Here is a 19,481-nt window from a genome sequence, read left to right as displayed (position 1 = left end):
TTTAATTACGTATATTATATTCTTACTGTTAATCATAAAATTTGCGCACTTGGTTTAAAAAAAATATTAAATTATTGTATGAAAATATTTTATGAGAAGGTTTCCGTTAGTCGACTAAACTATTGGAAGGCGACATTTTTGAAAGGCCATTAGTCAAGTTATGTGCAATAATTGATCATGATTGTTTCTACTTTAAATCGTTTTGGCAATGAAAATGTGCTTGTTCATATTTTAATATTTACATCCAAATAATGTTAGTTGTTATTTCTATTTTTGGGCTTGAAACATAAAATTAAAATAAAAAACTGCCAGCAAGACGAAAAATATTGCTGACAGTATACCTCTTATTTTTCTTTTAAATATTTAATGATTGCTTCTTCATAAATATCAATATATTTAAGATACATATCTTTTTCAATAAATTCATCAATTTGATGTGCCATTATAGGATTACCTGGGCCGAAAATAGCTAAGTCCACATTATTCTTATTATCTCCTAAGAAGCTGGAAGCATCCGTAGCACCTACATGAGCAGCGATAAATATATCATCTTTATTCACATAGTTAGAAACAATTTCTTTTAACGTAGTTACTAATTTACTATTTTTATCGCTTGTTACAGGTCGATGATTGCTAGGAATTTCAAGGTTAAGTTTATTTTTATTTACATCATTAATAATATCTTGAAAGAACTTTTCAACAAAATCATTATCATATTCTGGAACAGGTCTAACATTAAATTCTAGTGACGCTTCATCAGGTACTGAATTAAATTGTTTTCCACCGCGTGCAATTGAACAAACTGCCGTAAGTCCAGAAGCATAATTTGCTTCTTCTTCAGAAATAGCATTGCCGATAAATGACTTAAACATAGGTGCGACATCAAGTTGATGTTCTGTATCATATTTTTTAAGATCTGTATATTTTTCTTTAAACTGATTATAAAATTCTAACAATGTGTCGATAGCATTATCTCCAATAAAAGGGATTGAACTATGTACAGCTTTACCAGTAGCAGTAACTTTACATGACATTGATCCTTTATGCGCATAAAATATGCCAGAGCCAGTTGGTTCAGCAATAATTAAACCGTCTACATCATCTAAATATCCTTCTTTTGCAAATAATTTTGCACCTTCTTGTTCCTTTTCTTCACCTGCTGTAGCAAGCAATCGAAGTGTTCCTTGAGGTAATCGATTTTGTTCCTTTAATTCGATGAATGATATGACCAAAGCCATAAGACCGCCTTTCATATCAGTTGTACCTCTTCCATATAGCTTGCCTTCTTTTTCTGTCAATTTAAAAGGAGGGTATGTCCAGTTATCACTATTTCCAGCATCAACAACGTCCATATGACCACTCAATGCTAGTACAGGAGAACCAGTTCCAATTTCTGCAACGATATTAGCTCTTTGATCATTAACATTTAAAATTTTAGAGTCGATATTGTATTTGGCTAATAAACCTTTTAAATATTCACAAACTTCAATTTCATTATTATTCTCTGTTTGAAGTTCAACAATATCTGCTAATAATTGAATTTTTTCCTTCTCGCTAAAAGTTGTCATTAAAATCACACCTTTAAAAAATAGTATATATTACTATATAAACATATTTTTTGGACTTAAACATTATATTCATTAAAGAATATAGTGCGTTATTTAATTTTGATTTACAGAATTAAACCTCTATATACAGCAGTAAATTTTTTTATTATCTCTTTTTTGGAATAAATAGGTTGCAATAAAATTTATTTAGACAAAGCAACTACAATTTACGAACCTACATACAATTACTTCTAATAAGAATACTTACTGAATAAAACACCTTGTACACATATTAATTTTATAGCAAAAAAAGTATTTAATAATATTAACAAAATGATTTAATAAATAGTTAAATATATATCCCTTGATTTTGTGATACTATTCACATGTCGATACATATCAACAATTATTAAATATACGAAAATTATATGAAAGAAGGTTATAACAATGAAAAATAAAAAACGTGTTTTATTAGCGTCATCATTATCATGCGCACTTTTATTGTTATCAGCAGCAACGACTCAAGCAAATTCAGCTCATAAAGACTCACAAGATCAAAATAAGAAAGAACATGTTGATAAAGCTCAACAAAAAGACAAGCAAGATTCAACTAAGAAAGGTAAGAATGTCGCAGCGCCAGATGATGTTGGTAAAAATGGTAAAGTCACAAAGCGCACCGAATCAGAATATGATGAGAAAACGAATATCTTGCAAAATTTAGAATTCAATTTCATCGATGATCCAACATATGACAAAGATGTATTACTTGTTAAAAAACAAGGTTCAATTCATTCAAATTTGAAATTTGAGTCTCATAAAGAAGAAAAAAATTCAACGTGGCTAAAATATCCAAGTGAATATCACGTAGATTTCCAAGTGAAAAGAAATCCTAAAACTGAGATATTAGATCAATTACCGAAAAATAAAATTTCAACTGCGAAAGTAGATAGTACGTTTTCATATACGCTTGGAGGTAAATTCGATTCAATAAAAGGTATTGGACGAAACTCTTCAAATAGCTATTCACAAACGATTAGTTACAATCAGCAAAATTATGACACAATTGCGAGCGGTAAAAATAATAACTGGCATGTGCATTGGTCGGTTATAGCGAATGATTTGAAATATGGTGGAGAAGTAAAAAATAGAAATGATGAATTTTTATTCTATAGAAATACTAGAACGTCTTCAGTAGATAATCCTGAATCAAGTTTTGCTGCTAAATATAGATATCCAGCTCTTGTCAGAAGTGGATTTAATCCAGAATTTTTAACTTATTTATCTAATGAAAAGTCGAACGAGAAAACGCAATTTGAAGTAACATACACACGAAATCAAGATATTTTGAAAAATAGTCCTGGTCTACATTATGCACCGCCAATTTTAGAGAAAAATAAAGTAGGTCATAGATTTATAGTGACTTATGAAGTTGATTGGAAAAATAAAACAGTTAAGGTCGTTGATAAATACTCAGATGACCAGCCGTTTAGAGAAGGATAAATTTGAAGGGAAGGATTACAAATGATTAAACAAATATGTAAAAATATCACAATCTGTAGTTTAGCGTTATCAACTACTTTAACTGTATTCCCGGCAACCTCATTTGCAAAGATTAAATCAGAAATCACACAAGTTTCTGAGCAAAATATAGATGGAAATACAAAAATGTTCACACGTACAGCTACAACTAGTGATTCTCAGAAAAAAATCTCTCAAAGTTTACAATTTAATTTTTTAACTGAACCTAATTATGATAAAGAAACAGTTTTTATCAAAGCAAAAGGAACGATTGGTAGTGGATTGAAAATATTAGACCCAAATGGTTATTGGAATAGCACGTTAAGATGGCCAGGTTCATATTCAGTTTCAATTCAAAATGTAGATAATAACACGAATACAAAAGTGACAGATTTTGCTCCGAAAAATCAAGATGAAACAAGAGAAGTTAAATACACATATGGTTATAAAACAGGTGGAGATTTCTCTATTAGTCCAGGAGGCATTACTGGTAATATTACGAAAGAACGTAATTATTCAGAAACAATAAGTTATCAACAACCATCATATCGTACATTAATTGATCAACCTGCGACAAATAAAGGTGTAGGTTGGAAAGTAGAAGCACATTTAATAAATAATATGGGACATGACCATACAAGACAATTAACTAATGATAGTGATAATAGAGTGGGTAGTGAAATTTTCACATTAACAAGAAATGGTAATTTATGGGCGAAAGATAATTTTACACCGAAAAATAAAATGCCTGTAACTGTGTCTGAAGGATTTAATCCTGAGTTTTTAGCTGTTATGTCACATGATAAGAAAGATAAAGGGAAATCAAAATTTGTAGTTCATTATAAACGTACAATGGATGATTTTAAAATAGATTGGATGCGACATGGATTCTGGGGATATTGGACAGGTAAAAACCATGTAGATCAGAAAGAAGAAAAATTGTCAGCTTTATACGAAGTAGATTGGAAGACGCACGATGTAAAATTCATTAAAGCTTTAGATGATAAAGAGAAAAAATAAGGTTTATGGTAGAGTCTGGGATATAAATCAATGTCCTAGACTCTACAATGTTATATTGACAGAAGTTGACTGCGGGGCCCGACACAGAGAATTTCAAGAAGAAATTCTACAGACAATGCAAGTTGGGGCTGGGGCCCCAACACAGAAGCTGACATAAAGTCAGCTTACAAAAATGTGCAAGTTGGGGTCGGGGCCCCAACATAGAGAATTTCAAGAAGAAATTCTACAAACAATGCAAGTTGGGGTAGGACAACGATAAAGAAATACTTTTTCTATAGAAATTAGTATTTCTTATGCATGCGTTTTATTCATGTATTCCTATTTTTAAGTACACATGAACTGTGGCTAATGTATAAGAACCACTACATAATAAATCATTAGTGGTTCTTTATTATTTCTGTCTTACTCCCTACTTTTATATTATTGTCAAAAGGCGTATGTATTAAATTGAAATAAGCATCTGACTTTAAAACTGAAGTATCTATAATTTAATGAAGAAACTAGAGCAAATAAGATTATCAGAAGATAAAAATCGCTTCGATCAAAACGACCGAAGCGATGTAGTTTGTTGAGCACTATTTACTATAGGCTTTGATTGGGTAATGATCTGAAAAATCATTGTATACATAATAGTAAGGGAACGCATATACATCCCATGGTTTTGGTTTTTCAGTAACAACCTCATTGATTAATTGCTTAGGTTGTTTATGATCTTTGTCTGTGAATATATAGTCTAAATGTTCTGGTTTGCCATTAGGATAATTATATTTTGCAATAGAATTCGATTTTGGATCCCATGTACTGTTGTGACCTGCATATAAAACATCATTAACGTTTAAGTTTTTAAGCATATCTTTGAACTCTTCAGTACCTTTATTGACATTCAAGTCGCCACCGATATATACAGTTTCGTCTTTAGGGATGTTTTTCTTTTTAACAAAGTCGCTAATTTCTTTCATTTGTTCAGCTCTAATTTTTCTATCATGACCAGCACCACAACGAGTATCTTCTGATTGTGTATGTGTTCCGATAACATGGACGTTTTTACCATTTTTTTCTATTTTTGTATAAACAAATCCTTTGTTACTATCATTATCAAATCCACAACCGCTTTTGAAAACATGTTGAATTTTTTCTTTAATCGGATATTTACTTACAATTGCTACGCCACCATCTTCAGCAACTGTATTAGAATAATTACCTTCAGTTTTATCCCAACCAGAATGAGAACGACCAAGCACAGGTGTTTGATATGGATATTCTTTTTTAACATTATTTAATAACTTATCAGATGCACCATTATCAAATGCTTCATTGAAAATAACAACATCATTATTTTTAATATATGAAGACTGACCAATTAAATCAGCTCGTTTATATTGGCCCCAGTTCGGATACATAGAAACCTTGTAACAACAGTATTTATTGGGTTTGGAGTCCCTAATGGGTCCCTAAATTACATACTTTCTAAAATTTTAGTTGTTTTTTTGTCCTCTTCATTAAATTTTTCTTCTAACAAATGAGAATACACGGATGTAGTTATTGCTATATTTTTATGACCTAATCTTTTAGAAATGTAATGTATAGATACACCTTTTGCTAGTAAATAAGAACAATGAGTGTGTCTTAATGCGTGCGATGTAATAATTGGTATATTATTGACTCTACAGGCTGATTTCAAAGCATTATTGATAGCATGAAGGTTAATTATAGATCCGGCTTCTTTGAAAATGTAACCATCATAGCTAATTGCAAATGTACTTATGACGTCCATAATGTGTTTCATATCAGATTTAGCGATACTGATATATCTAGGGGAAGTATCGGTTTTTCGCTCGTCAATAAATATAGTGTTTTTCACTTGGTTGATATGCTCAATCTTTATATTTCTTGCACCACTGACACGACAACCCGTACAAATCATTATGAATAGCGCTAATGATGAACGAGTTCTCTTCTTTCTGACGTGATCTTTTAGTATTTCATATTCAGTTACCGAGATGAATTTTTCTTGTTCTGACTTCGTAGGTTTTCCGGCTTTATAATTAACTTTATAAGCGGGATTTTTAAAAATAAGCCCATCATATAATGCGTCATCTAAAGCTGACCGAATAGCACCGTTTGTTTTTCTTATAGTTTCTTTTGCGTGTTCTTTTGAATAATCGTTTATGAATTTCTGATAAACTTGTCTATTTATCTTTGATAACTCCATTTTACCTATTTTATGTTTTTGTATATGTTGTAATGCATTTCTATAATGACGGTAGGTATTTTCTTTAACAACAGGTTGTTTATACGTTTTAATCCAATTTTCGAAGTATTCTTCAAGAGTTATATAGTTATCTATATTAAAACCACTTCTTAACTCATTTAACTTGTCTAGTCCAGCAGAATTAGCTTCACGCTTTGTTCTAAAACCTTTCTTACGGTATCTTTTTCCTTCATACTTAAATTCATATTGCCATTTTTTACCATCGTAACAACGTGTTTTCATGCGTTCCCTCCTCAAAATTGGCAAAAAATAATAAGGGTAGGCGGGCTACCCATGAAAATTGTATAAAAAAAGACGCCTGTATAAAATACAGACGCCACTTATAGTTATAAGATTACATGGTTAATTACCAAAAATGGTAACGAATATATACGTGTTTTAAAGGATAAACCTTTAATATATTAAAATTATATCATCTTATATCAGGAATCTGCAATATATTATTATTAATTCTATTTATCAGTAACATAATATCCGAAGAATCTATTACTGGATTTTTAATTTTTTGGGGTAAAACTTTTCTTATGCGAAACTTACTAATCGGCTGGAAAGAATTTATGCAAGCGTAACTATTACCTTTTAATTTTTTTACCTTATCAATTGCTGATACTATGTTATTAATGTTTCTGTCAATTTTATTTAATTTATTTTCAATTTCTAAACTATCAGATATAAATTCACTAAAATAATCTTTAGTGATGAATTCTGTGTTGTTTTTTTGGTATTTTTTATCGAAAACTTCTTTTAATATAGCTGAATTATTTTGCGCGCTAATTAAATTTAAAAACAATCTTAAATAATACTCCCATTTCAAATCAAAATTCATCTTTAAATACTTTTTGTTTTCTTTAGAAGATAAGGGAATAACATTTACTATATCTTCCGTATTAGAATCATTTTTATTCATCACTATTGCAAAGTGTGAATTAGAGAATTCTTTATTAACGTTTATACCGAAATCTACAAAAACTATTTCTCCTTGTTTAAACTTTGGATAAAAACCTTTATGGTTTTTTTCACCTTCAAATCTCTTGAGTAAATAGTGAATATCTGAATCTAATTTTTTAAATTTTGGATTTCCAGAAGTTTTTAATTTATTAATGCGTTTTTCTATATTATGCGTCATCATTTCTCCTTTATTCTCGCTCACACTCTCACCACCATTCAACGTCTACACTTGTAGACGTTTTTTGATTAGTAAAATCATAATGAATCTTCTTTGGTTAACTTATCGCCATCTATTTTTTGTGAAATAAATTCCAAGTATTTACGCGCATTATGTGACGATAAATCTTTAGGTAACTCATAAGTGAATGGTTGATTACCACTAGTTAAAACTTCATATACTATAGTTTCTTTTTTTATTTTGCAATTAGTTATTTTCATTATAAACTTCCTTTCAAACACTGCTGAAATAGACGTCTTTTTCAAATAAGCATGATTAATACTTCAATTCTTTAATCCACATATATTTAAAAGTGAGGTAGTAGGTAATAAATATAAGACTTAAAGTTAAGATTGCTTTTTTCATGTCAATTTCTCCTTTGTTTATATTTATATTAAAGCGCTAAATATACGTTATTAATCACAATACAACTTTGCCCATTACTTTAATATCACTAAACGAAGCGACTTTGATATCATCATACTTCGGATTTAGAGATACCAAATTAATATAGTCTTCGCATATATCTACACGCTTGATAAGACTTACTCCATCTAATACAACGAGTGCAATTGTACCATCTTTAATAGAATCTTCTTTCTTAATAAAAGCGTATGTTCCTTGTTTTAACATAGGTTCCATTGAATCACCATTAACTAAAATACAAAAATCAGCATTTGATGGCGTTTCGTCTTCTTTAAAAAATACTTCTTCATGTAATATGTCATCATATAATTCTTCTCCTATGCCAGCACCAGTTGCACCACATGCAATATACGATACTAGTTTAGACTCTTTATATCCATCTATAGAAGTGACTTTATTCTGTTCTTCCAAATGTTCATTTGCATAGTTAAGTACGTTTTCTTGGCGGGGAGGTGTGAGTTGAGAAAATATGTTATTGATTTTTGACATTATCGTTTCATCTTGACGTTCTTCATCAGGAACTCGATAAGAATCTACATCATACCCCATAAGCCACGCTTCACCAACGTTCAGAGTTTTAGAAAGTAGGTAAATTCTATCTTGGTCGGGTGATTGTACGTCGTTAATATATTGAGATAAAGTGCTTTTACTTAAAGATATACCTAGTTTCTTTTGATAAGGTTTCGATTTATTAATGATATCTACTTGTTTTAAGTTTCTTATTTTCATAATGTGTTTAAGTCTATTTGAAACTTTTTCTCTCATTTAGTGCACCTCCGTTTGATAACTTCATAATAAAGCTTGTTGAACAAAAATTCAACAAAAAAGTTCATAAATCATGAATTTTTGTATTGGCTTGATTCAAAACAAGGTGTAAAGTATATTTAAGTTCATGATACGTGAACTTGAGAGGAGGTGCTTTTATGTGTTACGACTACTCACGTTTGAGTGGGAAAATAGTAGAAAAGTATGGCACTCAGTACAATTTTGCAATTGCTATGAAATTGTCAGAGAGAAGTTTATCCTTAAAACTCAACGGTAAAGTTGGTTGGAAAGACAGTGAAATATGGAAAGCTATACAACTACTAGATATACCGGTAGAGAAAATACACTTATATTTTTTTAAAGAAAAAGTTCATGTTATATGAACTTAAGGAGGGACACAATGGAACAAATCACGTTAACCGAAGAAGAGTGTGTCGAACAATGCATCAATAAAGACTTAAAACTTTTAGATTATCGAGTTCAACAAATTTTAGAAGGTGTTCTATCAGAAAGTACCACATACGGTGATGCAAGAAATAAATTAGAAACATTGAAAATTATTGCTGAATCTCATTTTAAAACCGAACATGCTTCAGTTATTTACAAATTAGCATTGAAAAAGTTAGACGAAAAAATCAACGCCACTCCAATTAAAGAGTGACGGAAAGGGAGGATTTTAAATGTTTAAGGTTTTAAATGATATAAAAACTTCTTTAAAAAACCATCCTTGGGGTTGGAAAGAGCACTTACCTTATTTGCTGATGTTAACTCTGTCACTTGTGGCTCTGATTCTCGGTGTTCTGTCCGCGATTCTATGATAACAGGCTTTATATAGATTCCTTTGTTGGTAGTGACTTTGATAGTCACATCCCATTCCCATATCACTGGATATTCTTCGAGCAAAAAAGTACATTCAACACTTTCATAAGGTCCTAAAGTAAATGGAATGGAGTAGTTTTTATCTTTATATCGTATAGGTTTGAACGTTTTTTGTTCATTTACTTTATTTTTAATATCAAATTCAACGTCAATAACAGAAATGGGAAACTTTGTGAAATTAATAAATGTTATATCGTTGTAACTTGATTTGTCATCGACCAAGTAATTAAAGCTTCTGGTAGGTATAACATCGATGTTAAGAGAATCTTTCATATAGTCTAAATAATATTTAAGTGCAGTCAGTAAGAAACTAAAAATTGCGATACAAATCGCGATTATGTCCATACTTATCACCTCCTTAGGTTGATAACAACATTATACACGAAAGGAGCATAAACAATATGCAAGCATTACAAACGCAATCGAACATCGGCGAAATGTTCAACATACAAGAAAAAGAAAACGGAGAAATCGCAATAAGTGCAAGAGAGTTATATAAAGCTTTGGAAGTTAAAAAGCGTTTTAGCGCTTGGGCAGAAATTAACTTGAAGCATTTCAAAGAAAATAGGGATTTTACAAGTGTACTTACAAGTACGGTTGTTAATAACGGAGCTGTAAGACAACTAGAAGATTATGCTTTAACACTTGATGTAGCTAAACATGTTGCGATGATGTCAGGTACAGAAAAAGGTTTTGATTTTAGAGAGTATTTCATCCAAGTTGAAAAAGCATGGAATAGCCCAGAAATGATTATGCAACGTGCTTTAAAAATTGCTAACAACACAATCAATCAATTAGAAACAAAGATTGAACGTGATAAACCAAAAATTGTATTTGCAGATGCAGTAGCTACTACTAAGACATCAATTTTAGTTGGAGAGTTAGCAAAGATCATTAAACAAAACGGTATAAACATCGGGCAACGCAGATTGTTTGAGTGGTTACGTCAAAACGGATTCCTTATTAAACGCAAGGGTGTGGATTATAACATGCCTACACAGTATTCAATGGAACGTGAGTTATTCGAAATTAAAGAAACATCAATCACACATTCGGACGGTCACACATCAATTAGTAAGACGCCAAAAGTAACAGGCAAAGGACAACAATACTTTGTTAATAAGTTTTTAGGAGAAAAACAAACATCTTAATAGGAGGAACGAACAATGCAAGCTCAAAACAAAAAAGTCATCTATTACTACTATGACGAAGAAGGTAATAGACGACCCGTTAATATTCAATACAACGATGGCTACGACTTAATGATAGACCCGCGTTTTATTGAAATGACGCTTGAAAGACATCCGCATTTAAAAAATAACTTTTATGGATTAATAGATGGAAAAGAATTTAAGTTAGATTAAATTTTTGGAAATGCAAAGGAGGCATAACAAATGTTACAAAAATTTAGAATCGCGAAAGAAAAAAATAAATTAAAACTCAAATTACTAAAGCATGCTAGTTACTGTTTAGAAAGAAGTAACAACCCTGAATTGTTGCGAGCAGTTGCAGAGTTGTTAAAGAAGGTTAACTAAATTAGGCCTTATTATTACTTTTTAGAATGTGAACAATAGGTCGATAAAAAACTTAATAAACAAACTATAGCAACTATCAATGAATTTTGAATATGTAAATCGTTCTCGTTTATATAGTTTGTTACAAAGATTTGAATGTCAGCACCTGCTGCAATGCCATTAGACCATCTTATTAACTTTTTGAAAGGATGTGGAAAATCATTTTCGATACGTTTGACAAATTCATCGTGTCTCTTGTAGGTACTTTGCTCATTTATTGGATAGGTCGAATTGATGGCTTCAGCCAAAGTAGAGATAGCAGTTGGATTGATATAAAAATCTCTAATGGTCTGTTGTGCTTGAAGTACAATCTCATCATCAAACCTATAGAGTTCCTTAAAAGATTTTATCGTTTCTTCAGAAAATAAATTTCTTTGAAATGTTAGAGATGAAAAAGAATTACGCAAATTAAAATTCATTTCAATTAAGTTGTTTAGATGAAAGTCTACTTTGAAGTCAGAAAATAAATTTATGTTGTTTCTATTAATTATATCTAATTGGTACTTAGGTTTTAAAGATTGTTTAATTGCCATACTTTTAGAAATTTCAACATTACTAATTACGTTATTAATAGAAAAACGAACATTTTTTAAAGGATCAATATACACCAATATCACCTCCTTTCACTAGGAGATAACAACATTATACACGAAAGGAAAGATAGAAATGCCACATATTTTAAACGTAACAGTTCCAATACCTGAAACACATGTACTTATCACAAAAGATGAATACGATGAGCTAATTGGTTATTCATTAGACCCTGTATGGAACATGAGTGACTTAAAGAAGAAATTAAAAATTGCATCTGATGAGACTATCAAGGACAGATTACTATTTCATCCTAGATTTGAAAAAGAACTAAGAGCGCAAGGAATTGTGCATTACCCTGATGAGAATTTTAATCGCTGGAGATTTAACGCAAGAAAGATGAATAAATTCGTCGATGAGCATTTCAATGAAATATATAAGGAGAGAATAAAATGAGCAACATTTATAAAAGCTACCTATTAGCAGTACTGTGCTTCACAGTCTTAGCGATTTGTTTAATGCCATTTTTGTACTTCACAACAGCATGGTCAATTGCAGGATTCGCAAGTATCGCAACATTCATATTCTATAAGGAATACTTTTATGAAGAATAAAACAACTGCTACTTGCGCCAACAAGTAACAGTGACAAACGATTAACAAAATTAATTCATGTTCAATATAAAACGAAAAACGGAGGAAGTCAACCATGACTAAAAATTATAAAGACATGACTCAAGACGAATTAAGGGATTTATTGGCTGAAAAGAATGCAGAATTGTTTGATTTAGCGAGCGAAATCGATGAAGAAACTGAATTTGACGTTTTACTTTTTTCAAATGTAGGGATTAGCAACGGAGATTTTACACCGTCGTCACATTGTGTGATTGGGAATGTTGTTGATATTGCTAATTTATTGAAACGTAGAGCTGTTTACCGAGATATCGCTGATGTTATCAAAATGCGTTAAAAATTCTAGCTATAGATAATGACAAGGAGGACTAAAACAATGTATTACAAAACGGGTGACGTATGTCAAAAAATAATTAATGTAGATGGCTTTGATTTTCGATTAAGAGTTAAGAAACGAGCGTATAGTGTCGAAATAGTTGTTTTAGATCATGAAGGAAATTCAATTGACGGGTTACTAGTTTCTGATGAGAACGATCTATACACAGCTTTAGATATTTTAAAACAAACAATTTATGAATGGATTGAATTCAACACAGATGAACAGGACAAATTAATCAATTTAATCATGAAATGGTAGGTATAAGCATGAGAGATACAGAAAGAAATATATTGAATATTTTTAAGACGTTATTCGACGAATATACTTTGTCAAACCAACGAGCATTATTGGAAATTGAACGTAATCATCACGGGTACTTATCGATTAATTTCTTGCACTATCACGACAGTTACAAAACGAACAATAAGCTTGTGCAGATACATGAAATCAATCCAGACAGCCATGAACGAATAAAAAATTTAATTATCGAGGTGCTAAGAGGTCATCGGAAGATTAAAAAAGGAGCATGATGATGGATATAAAAATAAATAAGCTAACAATATCAAACTTTGCTGGAATCAAAGAAGAAAGCTTTAACTTTGACGGTAAAGACACAAAAATATACGGCAATAATGCGACTGGTAAGACTACGACTGCAACCGCATTACAATGGCTGCTTTTCGATAAAGGTTTGGACGGATCAACCAAATCATTTAACCCTGTACCTTTAAACGAAAAAAACGAAGAAAATTATGAGTTAATTCCGACTGTTTTCGCAGAATTTGAAATCGACGGAAAAATAACGACTTTCAAAAAAGAGTCACATCCTAAATACACAATAAATCAAAAGACGAATCGCAAGGAATACTCACGAAGTAGAACAAAGAAACAATATATCAATGATGAATCAATAAAAGTAAAGGATTATAAAGCTCGTATTGATGAACTAATTGATGAAGATGTATTCAAGTTGATTACAAATCCCCAAGCACTTAATTTACTCGATTGGAAGAAACGAAGAAGTTTGTTATTTGAAATTGCAAAACCAATTAATGATGAGGATGTCATTAAAACAAATAACGACTTTAAAGAATTAAATAATATTCTTGGTGATCATGAAATTGAAACAAAGAAAAAGATTCTTACTGACAAGATAAAGCAGATTAACAAAGACATTAAAGATATTCCGATACGTATTAATCAAACACAACAAAATAAGCAGGATGTACCAGAATTCGATAACGATAGATACGCAATTATCAAACAAGAAATTGAGCAACTTGAAAATGAGCGTATAGATATTCAAAACGGTAAGGAAGAAATTAATTTGCGTAATCAATTAGCTGATAAACAATCAGAATTGAAACGCATAGAAGACAATAACAGCGCAAGTAATGAGAACAAAATCCATGCTTTAACAAATGAATTACACGTTGAAAATGGAACGGTAGCAAACCTTAAAACGAGATTAAAGCAAAACAAACAACAAATCACGCATGAAGAAAATAGACGTAATCAATTATTGGAAAATCACAAAGGACTAAAAAGTGATTTAGAAAAATCTAAAAATCAAAAATTTGAACATCTTGATGACAATGTATGTAGTTGTTGTGGTCAACAGTTACCAACTGAACAAGTGAATGAGGCAAGAGAAAAAGCTTTACAGAAATTCAATGTAAAAAAATCGAAAGAATTAGAAACAATACAAACATCTATCAATCACATTATTTCAGAAGGCAAGAAAATAAAGCCAATCATCGAGAAGTTAGAGGATGACAACAATAATCTACAAATTAAAATCAACGAAGCAGAAGAGCGTTCAGCAAGAATACAAAACAAAATTAATAAGTTGAAAACGACTCATGTTGACGTTACACAAACTGACGAATACAAAGCAGTAATGTTATAGATAAACGAGATTAATCAAAAACGCTCGAACATTAGGAAAACTATTCAAGATAACGTTTCAGGAATAGATGACAAAATAAGCGAACTTACTCAAGAAAAATCAGAAATTGAAGTGTCAAGATCAATCGAAAAATCAAATAAACATCTAGATGATGTTATTTCTGAATTAAGAAATGAAGAAGATAGATTATTGGATGAAAAAGAAAAGTATTCACATGACCTTTATATCTTAAAAGAATTTACAACAACAAAAGTCAAAATGCTTACTGAAAATATCAATAATGAATTTGAGATTGCTGAATTTAAGTTATTCAATACCTTAGTTAACGGCGAATTAGAAGAAACATGTTCCACAACGGTTAACGGCGTCGAATACGACAGCGGTTTAAATAACGCCTCAAGAATTAATGTTGGCTTAGATATCATCAATACACTGTCAAAACATTTTAAAGTTACAGCGCCAATATTTATTGATAATGCTGAATCAGTAACAGAGCTTATCAAAACAGAATCACAACAAATTCAATTGATAGTAAATGAACAAGATAAAAAATTAAGAATGGAGACTATATAAAATGACTGAAAATAATAAATTACAAACTATTGAACAACAATTAGTACAAGAAAAGAACGTATCTGACAACGTATTAAACAAAGTGAGAGTTTTAGAGTCACAAGGCAATTTGGAATTGCCAAATGATTATTCACCAAGTAATGCCATGAAACAAGCATGGTTACAAATCAGCCAAGATAACAAATTAATGAGTTGTAACGATACAAGCAAAGCAAATGCCTTATTAGACATGGTAACGCAAGGTTTAAATCCAGCTAAAAATCAATGCTACTTTATTCCTTACGGCAACAAAATGCAGTTACAACGTAGCTATCACGGTAATGTAATGATGTTAAAACGTGATGCAGGTGCTCAAGATGTTGTTGCTCAAGTGATTTATAAAGGCGATACATTCAAGCAAGAAATGGGAGAAACAGGACGTATCAAAGCGATTAAACACGAACAAGACTTCTTTAACATCGACAAAGAAAACATTATCGGTGCGTACTGCACAATCGTATTTAATGATGGACGAGATAACTATATTGAAGTCATGACTATTGAACAAATTAAACAAGCATGGATGCAGTCATCAATGATTAAAGATGAAAAAGCATTACAAAATTCTAAAACACATAATAATTTCAAAGAAGAAATGGCTAAAAAAACAGTTATCAATAGAGCTGCTAAACGTTATATCAACACATCAACAGATAGCAATCTTTTCAAATACGCACAAGAATCCGAACAACGTCAACGCAAAGAAGTGTTGGACTCAGAAGTTGAAGAGAATGCAAATCAAGAACAATTGGACTTTGAACAACCAGTTTTCGAAGAAGCACAATACACAGAATTAGAAGATGATAAGCCTATTGATGTATCTGACTTTGAAGAAATAAAAGAACCTGCAACAGAAAAAGAAAGCGAAGAAGAGCCATTTTAATTGAAACAATAGCAACTGGTTCAAGTGGTAACTGCTACGTCTTAAATGATGGACGTACTACGTTACTACTTGAGGCAGGTATAAAATTTGAACGTGTTCAAAAGCATTTTAAATATAAAACAAGACATATAGCAGGGTGTCTTATCACACACGAACATGGTGATCATGCAAAGTACACAAAGCAGTTTGTCGACAATGGTGTAATCAGCTATATGACTGCTGGAACACAACAAGCTATGAATTTTGAAAGTCATCGCTTATGCACGATTAAGGCAAAGCAAGAGCTGCGAATAGGTACATGGTCAATTCTACCGTTTGACATCGAACATGATGCTAACGAGCCTGTGGCTTTCTTATTACAAAGCACACTAGGTTATAAGGTTCTGTATGTTACTGATACAAAGTATTTGAAATACAAATTTAATGGCATTACGCACATGATGCTAGAAGTTAATTATATCTATGAACAAATGCAAGAAAACATAAAAAACGGCAGTGTGCACAGCACATTAGCAAACAGAATTATGGAGTCTCATTTTAGCTTAGAACATGCTATCGGAATGTTAAAAGCAAATGATTTAACTAGACTCGAAGAAATACATTTAATTCATTTAAGTAGTCAAAATTCAAATGCAAAATACATTAAAAGTGAAATACAAAAAGTGACGGGCGCGCCCGTTTATGTTGGAGGTTTATAAATGCTAAACAGAACAATATTAGTTGGTCGTTTAACTAGAGACCCAGAATTAAGAACCACTCAAAGTGGTGTAAATGTAGCATCATTCACATTAGCAGTTAACCGTACATTTACAAATGCACAAGGCGAGCGCGAGGCAGACTTTATAAATGTCATCGTATTTAAAAAACAAGCAGAGAACGTTAATAAATACCTATCTAAAGGATCGTTGACGGGCGTAGATGGTAGGTTACAAACGCGGAATTATGAAAATAAGGAAGGTCAACGTGTATATGTTACGGAAGTTATTGCTGATAGTATTCAATTTTTAGAACCGAAAAACTCAAATGACACTCAACAAGATTTATACCAACAACAAGTACAACAAACACGTGGACAATCGCAATATTCAAATAACAAACCAGTAAAAGATAATCCGTTTGCGAATGCAAATGGTCCGATTGAAATAGATGACAATGATTTACCATTCTAATTTAACCGGTTTGAAAGTGAGGTGTGTATATGACTGGTTGGATAAGTATTGATCGCTCAATTCAAAATCATTGGCTATTTAAAGAAAAGAGAACATTTTCAAAGTTTGAAGCATGGATATATTTACTCATGGAAGCGAATCATTCAAAGGCAAAAGTGCCTATTGGAAACCAAATTGTAACCGTAGAAAGAGGACAAAGATTAACATCGATTTTGACCTTGTCTGACCTTTTTAACTGGTCACGATTTAAAGTGAAAACCTTCCTTGACTTACTCGAGAGTGATGGAATGTTAGAAGTCAAAACAACATCAAAATATACCCTTATAACCATTGTCAATTATGACTTTTATCAAAGTGAGCAGGGCAGGAACCAACATCAAAACGACATCAAACCAACATCAAAACAACATCAGTCAAACATCAACCCAACATCAAAACAACATCAAACCAACACAAACAATAATGATAATAAAGATAATAATGAAAAGAATGTGAATAATGAGAAGAAGAAGGTAACCGCCTTCGACTTCTTCCAAGATAACGGATTCGGTTTCATAACTCCTTACAATTTAGACGATTTAAATTATTATCTTGATTCATTTGAAAATGATTCAGATCAAATAGTTACCGCATCACTTAAAATCGCTAAAGATAGAAACAAAGTTACTTGGGGATATGCTAAAAGCATTTTGAATACATGGCTTAATGCAAACTTGAAATCTATTGAACAAGTACGTGCATTTGAAAAGCAACAACTTGAAAGCAAAAAACAAAATTATAAACCTTTCGTTAAACAATCAAAAGAAAAAACACCCAAATGGCTCACAGACAGCACGAGAGAAACGAAAACGGCGGAAGTAGATGAAAACCTTGAGAAAGACAGAGAAGCTTTTATTAAGCGTCTAAATAGCAAATGGGAGTGATTGAAAATGGATGCATTTGATAAATACTATCTATTTGATCATGACGGCAACAAAATGTTTTCAGTTACACCACATTTTAAAGATGGACGGCATTTAGTTGTTGGATTAAAACACACAAAATTCAATGGTCGACGTTGGTACTTAGATGATTATGAATTAAAAACACTTATTGATAATGAACAAATGGAGTTAGGACACCAAACAAGCTTATTTGAATATATATGAGGGATTACATGGAGATAGAAATTAAATTTAACGAAACTTTCGAGGCACCTATGGGCTCGCCTCGACCGCGTTTTAGCACAAAAGGTAGATATGCACACACATATATGCCTACAAAATATACAGAACATAAAAAATATTTACAAAATCAAATGCCAAAGCTAAATCTAGAAAATGCATTAAAAATTGAATTAGAGTTTTACTTTACTCCACCTAAATCATGGTCGAAGAAAAAGAAAACTCAAGCGATTGGACAATTAAAAGTAACTAAACCAGATATCGATAATTTGATGAAGACAGTTCTAGACGCTTGTAACAATTATTTGTGGAAAGATGACAATCAAATTGCAGAAATAACTAGCTCAAAGCGTTATGGAATTGACCCCAAAATAATCATACGAATAGAAGAAATATAAGAGGTGGATAAAATGGCGAGAAAAGCAAGGATTGTAACAATAAATGATAAACCATATAGGTTCAGTAAATTTGAAATGGAATTAATAGAAAGTCACGGTATAACCGCAGGAATGGTTTCTAAGAGAGTAAAAGACGGTTGGGAACTACATGAAGCAATGGACGCACCAGAAGGTACGCGTTTAAGCGAGTACAGAGAAAAGAAAACAATAGAAAGACTGGAACAAGCTAGACTCGAACGTAAATTGGAAAGACAGCGAAAGAAAGAGGCAGAGCTAAGAAGAAAGAAGCCACATTTATTTAATGTGCCTCAAAAACATTCACGTGATCCGTACTGGTTCGATACTACTTATAACCAAATGTTTAAGAAATGGCAGGAAGCATAAATGCCTAAAACCGATAGCGCACGTAAAGAATACTTAAACCAATTTTTCGGCTCTAAGAGATATCTGTATCAGGATAACGAGCGAGTGGCACATATCCATGTAGTAAATGACACTTATTACTTTCACGGGCATATCGTACCAGGTTGGCAAGGCGTGAAAAAGACATTTGATACAGCGGAAGAGCTTGAAACATATATAAAGCAACATGGTTTGGAATACGAGGAAGAAAAGCAACTAACTTTATTTTAGAGGAGA

At 31.6% G+C, this 19,481-nt stretch carries 27 protein-coding genes and 2 pseudogenes; 21 read left to right on the top strand and 8 right to left on the bottom strand.

Going from position 1 to position 19,481, the window contains the following annotated elements; genetic code table 11:
* Nucleotides 1-344: 344 nt before the first annotated feature.
* A complete protein-coding gene (locus tag SAMSHR1132_RS09830; protein ID WP_000206643.1) occupies nt 345-1,568 on the bottom strand; it encodes an ArgE/DapE family deacylase in 1,224 nt (407 codons plus the stop codon).
* A gap of 426 nt (nt 1,569-1,994) precedes the next feature.
* Between SAMSHR1132_RS09830 and SAMSHR1132_RS09825 the strand changes: the two genes are divergently transcribed.
* Together SAMSHR1132_RS09825 and SAMSHR1132_RS09820 are read left to right on the top strand one after the other, a co-directional pair.
* The gene (locus tag SAMSHR1132_RS09825; RefSeq protein ID WP_000791422.1) at nt 1,995-3,047 is read left to right on the top strand and encodes a leukocidin family pore-forming toxin; all 1,053 of its coding nucleotides are present in this window, start codon (nt 1,995-1,997) and stop codon (nt 3,045-3,047) included.
* A 21-nt stretch (nt 3,048-3,068) separates the two neighbouring features.
* Nucleotides 3,069-4,085: a leukocidin/hemolysin toxin family protein gene (locus SAMSHR1132_RS09820; RefSeq protein ID WP_000595211.1), complete on the top strand. Its 1,017-nt coding sequence runs from the start codon at nt 3,069-3,071 to the stop codon at nt 4,083-4,085.
* 575 nt (nt 4,086-4,660) lie between these two features.
* Here SAMSHR1132_RS09820 and sph read toward each other — a convergent pair.
* From sph to SAMSHR1132_RS09795, 5 genes and pseudogenes are all read right to left on the bottom strand, one after another.
* Nucleotides 4,661-5,485 (bottom strand): annotated as a pseudogene (gene sph / locus SAMSHR1132_RS09815) (sphingomyelin phosphodiesterase); the annotation flags it as partial.
* Nucleotides 5,486-5,541: 56 nt separating this feature from the next.
* On the bottom strand, nt 5,542-6,579 hold the full coding sequence (locus tag SAMSHR1132_RS09810) for a tyrosine-type recombinase/integrase (RefSeq protein WP_000857198.1): 1,038 nt from the start codon (nt 6,577-6,579) through the stop codon (nt 5,542-5,544).
* A gap of 190 nt (nt 6,580-6,769) precedes the next feature.
* On the bottom strand, nt 6,770-7,483 hold the full coding sequence (locus SAMSHR1132_RS09805; protein WP_001549185.1) for a type II toxin-antitoxin system PemK/MazF family toxin: 714 nt from the start codon (nt 7,481-7,483) through the stop codon (nt 6,770-6,772).
* Between the two features lie 77 nt (nt 7,484-7,560).
* Nucleotides 7,561-7,743 carry a hypothetical protein gene (locus tag SAMSHR1132_RS09800; RefSeq protein ID WP_000705240.1) on the bottom strand — a complete coding sequence of 61 codons (183 nt, stop codon included), beginning with the start codon at nt 7,741-7,743 and terminating at the stop codon, nt 7,561-7,563.
* 199 nt (nt 7,744-7,942) lie between these two features.
* Complete coding sequence (locus tag SAMSHR1132_RS09795; protein WP_001208476.1) at nt 7,943-8,713, bottom strand: S24 family peptidase; 771 nt, start codon at nt 8,711-8,713, stop codon at nt 7,943-7,945.
* Nucleotides 8,714-8,871: 158 nt separating this feature from the next.
* Between SAMSHR1132_RS09795 and SAMSHR1132_RS09790 the strand changes: the two genes are divergently transcribed.
* Together SAMSHR1132_RS09790 and SAMSHR1132_RS09785 are read left to right on the top strand one after the other, a co-directional pair.
* Complete coding sequence (locus tag SAMSHR1132_RS09790) at nt 8,872-9,096, top strand: DUF739 family protein (RefSeq protein WP_000338186.1); 225 nt, start codon at nt 8,872-8,874, stop codon at nt 9,094-9,096.
* 17 nt (nt 9,097-9,113) lie between these two features.
* Nucleotides 9,114-9,374 (top strand): hypothetical protein, encoded by a 261-nt coding sequence (locus tag SAMSHR1132_RS09785; protein WP_000435337.1) that lies wholly within the window; start codon nt 9,114-9,116, stop codon nt 9,372-9,374.
* A gap of 23 nt (nt 9,375-9,397) precedes the next feature.
* Here the strand turns inward: SAMSHR1132_RS09785 and SAMSHR1132_RS09780 are convergent, their stop codons facing one another.
* A complete protein-coding gene (locus SAMSHR1132_RS09780) occupies nt 9,398-9,937 on the bottom strand; it encodes a hypothetical protein (protein WP_000351243.1) in 540 nt (179 codons plus the stop codon).
* Between the two features lie 56 nt (nt 9,938-9,993).
* Here SAMSHR1132_RS09780 and SAMSHR1132_RS09775 point away from each other — a divergent pair, with 56 nt between their 5' ends.
* The 3 genes from SAMSHR1132_RS09775 to SAMSHR1132_RS09765 are packed head-to-tail and all read left to right on the top strand — an operon-like array spanning nt 9,994 to nt 11,127.
* Nucleotides 9,994-10,743, top strand: coding sequence for a phage antirepressor KilAC domain-containing protein (locus SAMSHR1132_RS09775; protein WP_001148653.1), 750 nt, complete (start codon nt 9,994-9,996; stop codon nt 10,741-10,743).
* Nucleotides 10,744-10,758: 15 nt separating this feature from the next.
* Complete coding sequence (locus tag SAMSHR1132_RS09770) at nt 10,759-10,956, top strand: hypothetical protein (RefSeq protein ID WP_001148861.1); 198 nt, start codon at nt 10,759-10,761, stop codon at nt 10,954-10,956.
* A 30-nt stretch (nt 10,957-10,986) separates the two neighbouring features.
* The gene (locus SAMSHR1132_RS09765; protein WP_000939496.1) at nt 10,987-11,127 is read left to right on the top strand and encodes a hypothetical protein; all 141 of its coding nucleotides are present in this window, start codon (nt 10,987-10,989) and stop codon (nt 11,125-11,127) included.
* A 14-nt stretch (nt 11,128-11,141) separates the two neighbouring features.
* Here the strand turns inward: SAMSHR1132_RS09765 and SAMSHR1132_RS09760 are convergent, their stop codons facing one another.
* Nucleotides 11,142-11,774, bottom strand: coding sequence for a hypothetical protein (locus tag SAMSHR1132_RS09760; RefSeq protein ID WP_000275058.1), 633 nt, complete (start codon nt 11,772-11,774; stop codon nt 11,142-11,144).
* Between the two features lie 58 nt (nt 11,775-11,832).
* Between SAMSHR1132_RS09760 and SAMSHR1132_RS09755 the strand changes: the two genes are divergently transcribed.
* The 14 genes and pseudogenes from SAMSHR1132_RS09755 (at nt 11,833) to SAMSHR1132_RS09695 (ending at nt 19,475) form a co-directional block, all read left to right on the top strand.
* On the top strand, nt 11,833-12,153 hold the full coding sequence (locus tag SAMSHR1132_RS09755) for a DUF771 domain-containing protein (RefSeq protein ID WP_001120197.1): 321 nt from the start codon (nt 11,833-11,835) through the stop codon (nt 12,151-12,153).
* A complete protein-coding gene (locus tag SAMSHR1132_RS09750) occupies nt 12,150-12,311 on the top strand; it encodes a DUF1270 domain-containing protein (RefSeq protein WP_000066009.1) in 162 nt (53 codons plus the stop codon). Before SAMSHR1132_RS09755 ends, SAMSHR1132_RS09750 begins: the two co-directional genes overlap by 4 nt.
* Nucleotides 12,312-12,405: 94 nt before the next feature.
* The gene (locus SAMSHR1132_RS09745) at nt 12,406-12,666 is read left to right on the top strand and encodes a DUF2482 family protein (protein WP_001817285.1); all 261 of its coding nucleotides are present in this window, start codon (nt 12,406-12,408) and stop codon (nt 12,664-12,666) included.
* Nucleotides 12,667-12,705: 39 nt separating this feature from the next.
* A complete protein-coding gene (locus tag SAMSHR1132_RS09740; protein ID WP_000291505.1) occupies nt 12,706-12,966 on the top strand; it encodes a DUF1108 family protein in 261 nt (86 codons plus the stop codon).
* An 8-nt stretch (nt 12,967-12,974) separates the two neighbouring features.
* The gene (locus SAMSHR1132_RS13880; protein ID WP_001205732.1) at nt 12,975-13,238 is read left to right on the top strand and encodes a hypothetical protein; all 264 of its coding nucleotides are present in this window, start codon (nt 12,975-12,977) and stop codon (nt 13,236-13,238) included.
* Nucleotides 13,235-15,190 (top strand): annotated as a pseudogene (locus tag SAMSHR1132_RS09735) (AAA family ATPase). The gene SAMSHR1132_RS13880 and the pseudogene SAMSHR1132_RS09735 overlap by 4 nt, the downstream one beginning before the upstream one ends.
* A gap of 1 nt (nt 15,191) precedes the next feature.
* A complete protein-coding gene (locus tag SAMSHR1132_RS09730; RefSeq protein ID WP_000138479.1) occupies nt 15,192-16,112 on the top strand; it encodes a recombinase RecT in 921 nt (306 codons plus the stop codon).
* 80 nt (nt 16,113-16,192) lie between these two features.
* Nucleotides 16,193-16,810 carry an MBL fold metallo-hydrolase gene (locus tag SAMSHR1132_RS09725; RefSeq protein WP_071621397.1) on the top strand — a complete coding sequence of 206 codons (618 nt, stop codon included), beginning with the start codon at nt 16,193-16,195 and terminating at the stop codon, nt 16,808-16,810.
* Nucleotides 16,811-17,281 (top strand): single-stranded DNA-binding protein, encoded by a 471-nt coding sequence (gene ssb / locus SAMSHR1132_RS09720; RefSeq protein WP_000934772.1) that lies wholly within the window; start codon nt 16,811-16,813, stop codon nt 17,279-17,281.
* A 29-nt stretch (nt 17,282-17,310) separates the two neighbouring features.
* Nucleotides 17,311-18,204, top strand: a complete 894-nt coding sequence (locus SAMSHR1132_RS09715; RefSeq protein ID WP_000148334.1) for a DnaD domain-containing protein — start codon at nt 17,311-17,313, stop codon at nt 18,202-18,204.
* A gap of 6 nt (nt 18,205-18,210) precedes the next feature.
* Nucleotides 18,211-18,429 (top strand): hypothetical protein, encoded by a 219-nt coding sequence (locus tag SAMSHR1132_RS09710; protein ID WP_000338530.1) that lies wholly within the window; start codon nt 18,211-18,213, stop codon nt 18,427-18,429.
* An 8-nt stretch (nt 18,430-18,437) separates the two neighbouring features.
* The gene (locus tag SAMSHR1132_RS09705; RefSeq protein ID WP_000401958.1) at nt 18,438-18,842 is read left to right on the top strand and encodes a RusA family crossover junction endodeoxyribonuclease; all 405 of its coding nucleotides are present in this window, start codon (nt 18,438-18,440) and stop codon (nt 18,840-18,842) included.
* A 12-nt stretch (nt 18,843-18,854) separates the two neighbouring features.
* On the top strand, nt 18,855-19,226 hold the full coding sequence (locus tag SAMSHR1132_RS09700) for an SA1788 family PVL leukocidin-associated protein (protein ID WP_000101281.1): 372 nt from the start codon (nt 18,855-18,857) through the stop codon (nt 19,224-19,226).
* Nucleotides 19,227-19,475 (top strand): phi PVL orf 51-like protein, encoded by a 249-nt coding sequence (locus SAMSHR1132_RS09695; RefSeq protein WP_001126845.1) that lies wholly within the window; start codon nt 19,227-19,229, stop codon nt 19,473-19,475.
* The last annotated feature ends 6 nt before the right edge of the window (nt 19,476-19,481 follow it).

The sequence above is a fragment of the Staphylococcus argenteus genome (assembly GCF_000236925.1).
Lineage (GTDB): Bacteria > Bacillota > Bacilli > Staphylococcales > Staphylococcaceae > Staphylococcus > Staphylococcus argenteus.
Note: the sequence above shows the minus strand (reverse complement) of the source record. Positions and strands in the feature narration are given on the sequence as shown.

Bases quoted from the DNA above. Each gene is read 5' to 3' on its own strand.
- SAMSHR1132_RS09755 (WP_001120197.1), top strand. From the start codon at position 11,833: ATGCCACATATTTTAAACGTAACAGTTCCAATACCTGAAACACATGTA.
- SAMSHR1132_RS09745 (WP_001817285.1), top strand. From the start codon at position 12,406: ATGACTAAAAATTATAAAGACATGACTCAAGACGAATTAAGGGATTTA.
- SAMSHR1132_RS09805 (WP_001549185.1), bottom strand. From the start codon at position 7,483: ATGACGCATAATATAGAAAAACGCATTAATAAATTAAAAACTTCTGGA.
- SAMSHR1132_RS09790 (WP_000338186.1), top strand. From the start codon at position 8,872: ATGTGTTACGACTACTCACGTTTGAGTGGGAAAATAGTAGAAAAGTAT.
- SAMSHR1132_RS09810 (WP_000857198.1), bottom strand. From the start codon at position 6,579: ATGAAAACACGTTGTTACGATGGTAAAAAATGGCAATATGAATTTAAG.
- SAMSHR1132_RS09830 (WP_000206643.1), bottom strand. From the start codon at position 1,568: ATGACAACTTTTAGCGAGAAGGAAAAAATTCAATTATTAGCAGATATT.
- SAMSHR1132_RS09700 (WP_000101281.1), top strand. From the start codon at position 18,855: ATGGCGAGAAAAGCAAGGATTGTAACAATAAATGATAAACCATATAGG.
- SAMSHR1132_RS09750 (WP_000066009.1), top strand. From the start codon at position 12,150: ATGAGCAACATTTATAAAAGCTACCTATTAGCAGTACTGTGCTTCACA.
- SAMSHR1132_RS09785 (WP_000435337.1), top strand. From the start codon at position 9,114: ATGGAACAAATCACGTTAACCGAAGAAGAGTGTGTCGAACAATGCATC.
- SAMSHR1132_RS09825 (WP_000791422.1), top strand. From the start codon at position 1,995: ATGAAAAATAAAAAACGTGTTTTATTAGCGTCATCATTATCATGCGCA.
- SAMSHR1132_RS09770 (WP_001148861.1), top strand. From the start codon at position 10,759: ATGCAAGCTCAAAACAAAAAAGTCATCTATTACTACTATGACGAAGAA.
- SAMSHR1132_RS09820 (WP_000595211.1), top strand. From the start codon at position 3,069: ATGATTAAACAAATATGTAAAAATATCACAATCTGTAGTTTAGCGTTA.
- SAMSHR1132_RS13880 (WP_001205732.1), top strand. From the start codon at position 12,975: ATGAGAGATACAGAAAGAAATATATTGAATATTTTTAAGACGTTATTC.
- ssb (WP_000934772.1), top strand. From the start codon at position 16,811: ATGCTAAACAGAACAATATTAGTTGGTCGTTTAACTAGAGACCCAGAA.
- SAMSHR1132_RS09695 (WP_001126845.1), top strand. From the start codon at position 19,227: ATGCCTAAAACCGATAGCGCACGTAAAGAATACTTAAACCAATTTTTC.
- SAMSHR1132_RS09765 (WP_000939496.1), top strand. From the start codon at position 10,987: ATGTTACAAAAATTTAGAATCGCGAAAGAAAAAAATAAATTAAAACTC.
- SAMSHR1132_RS09730 (WP_000138479.1), top strand. From the start codon at position 15,192: ATGACTGAAAATAATAAATTACAAACTATTGAACAACAATTAGTACAA.
- SAMSHR1132_RS09710 (WP_000338530.1), top strand. From the start codon at position 18,211: ATGGATGCATTTGATAAATACTATCTATTTGATCATGACGGCAACAAA.
- SAMSHR1132_RS09715 (WP_000148334.1), top strand. From the start codon at position 17,311: ATGACTGGTTGGATAAGTATTGATCGCTCAATTCAAAATCATTGGCTA.
- SAMSHR1132_RS09705 (WP_000401958.1), top strand. From the start codon at position 18,438: ATGGAGATAGAAATTAAATTTAACGAAACTTTCGAGGCACCTATGGGC.
- SAMSHR1132_RS09780 (WP_000351243.1), bottom strand. From the start codon at position 9,937: ATGGACATAATCGCGATTTGTATCGCAATTTTTAGTTTCTTACTGACT.
- SAMSHR1132_RS09775 (WP_001148653.1), top strand. From the start codon at position 9,994: ATGCAAGCATTACAAACGCAATCGAACATCGGCGAAATGTTCAACATA.
- SAMSHR1132_RS09795 (WP_001208476.1), bottom strand. From the start codon at position 8,713: ATGAGAGAAAAAGTTTCAAATAGACTTAAACACATTATGAAAATAAGA.
- SAMSHR1132_RS09740 (WP_000291505.1), top strand. From the start codon at position 12,706: ATGTATTACAAAACGGGTGACGTATGTCAAAAAATAATTAATGTAGAT.
- SAMSHR1132_RS09800 (WP_000705240.1), bottom strand. From the start codon at position 7,743: ATGAAAATAACTAATTGCAAAATAAAAAAAGAAACTATAGTATATGAA.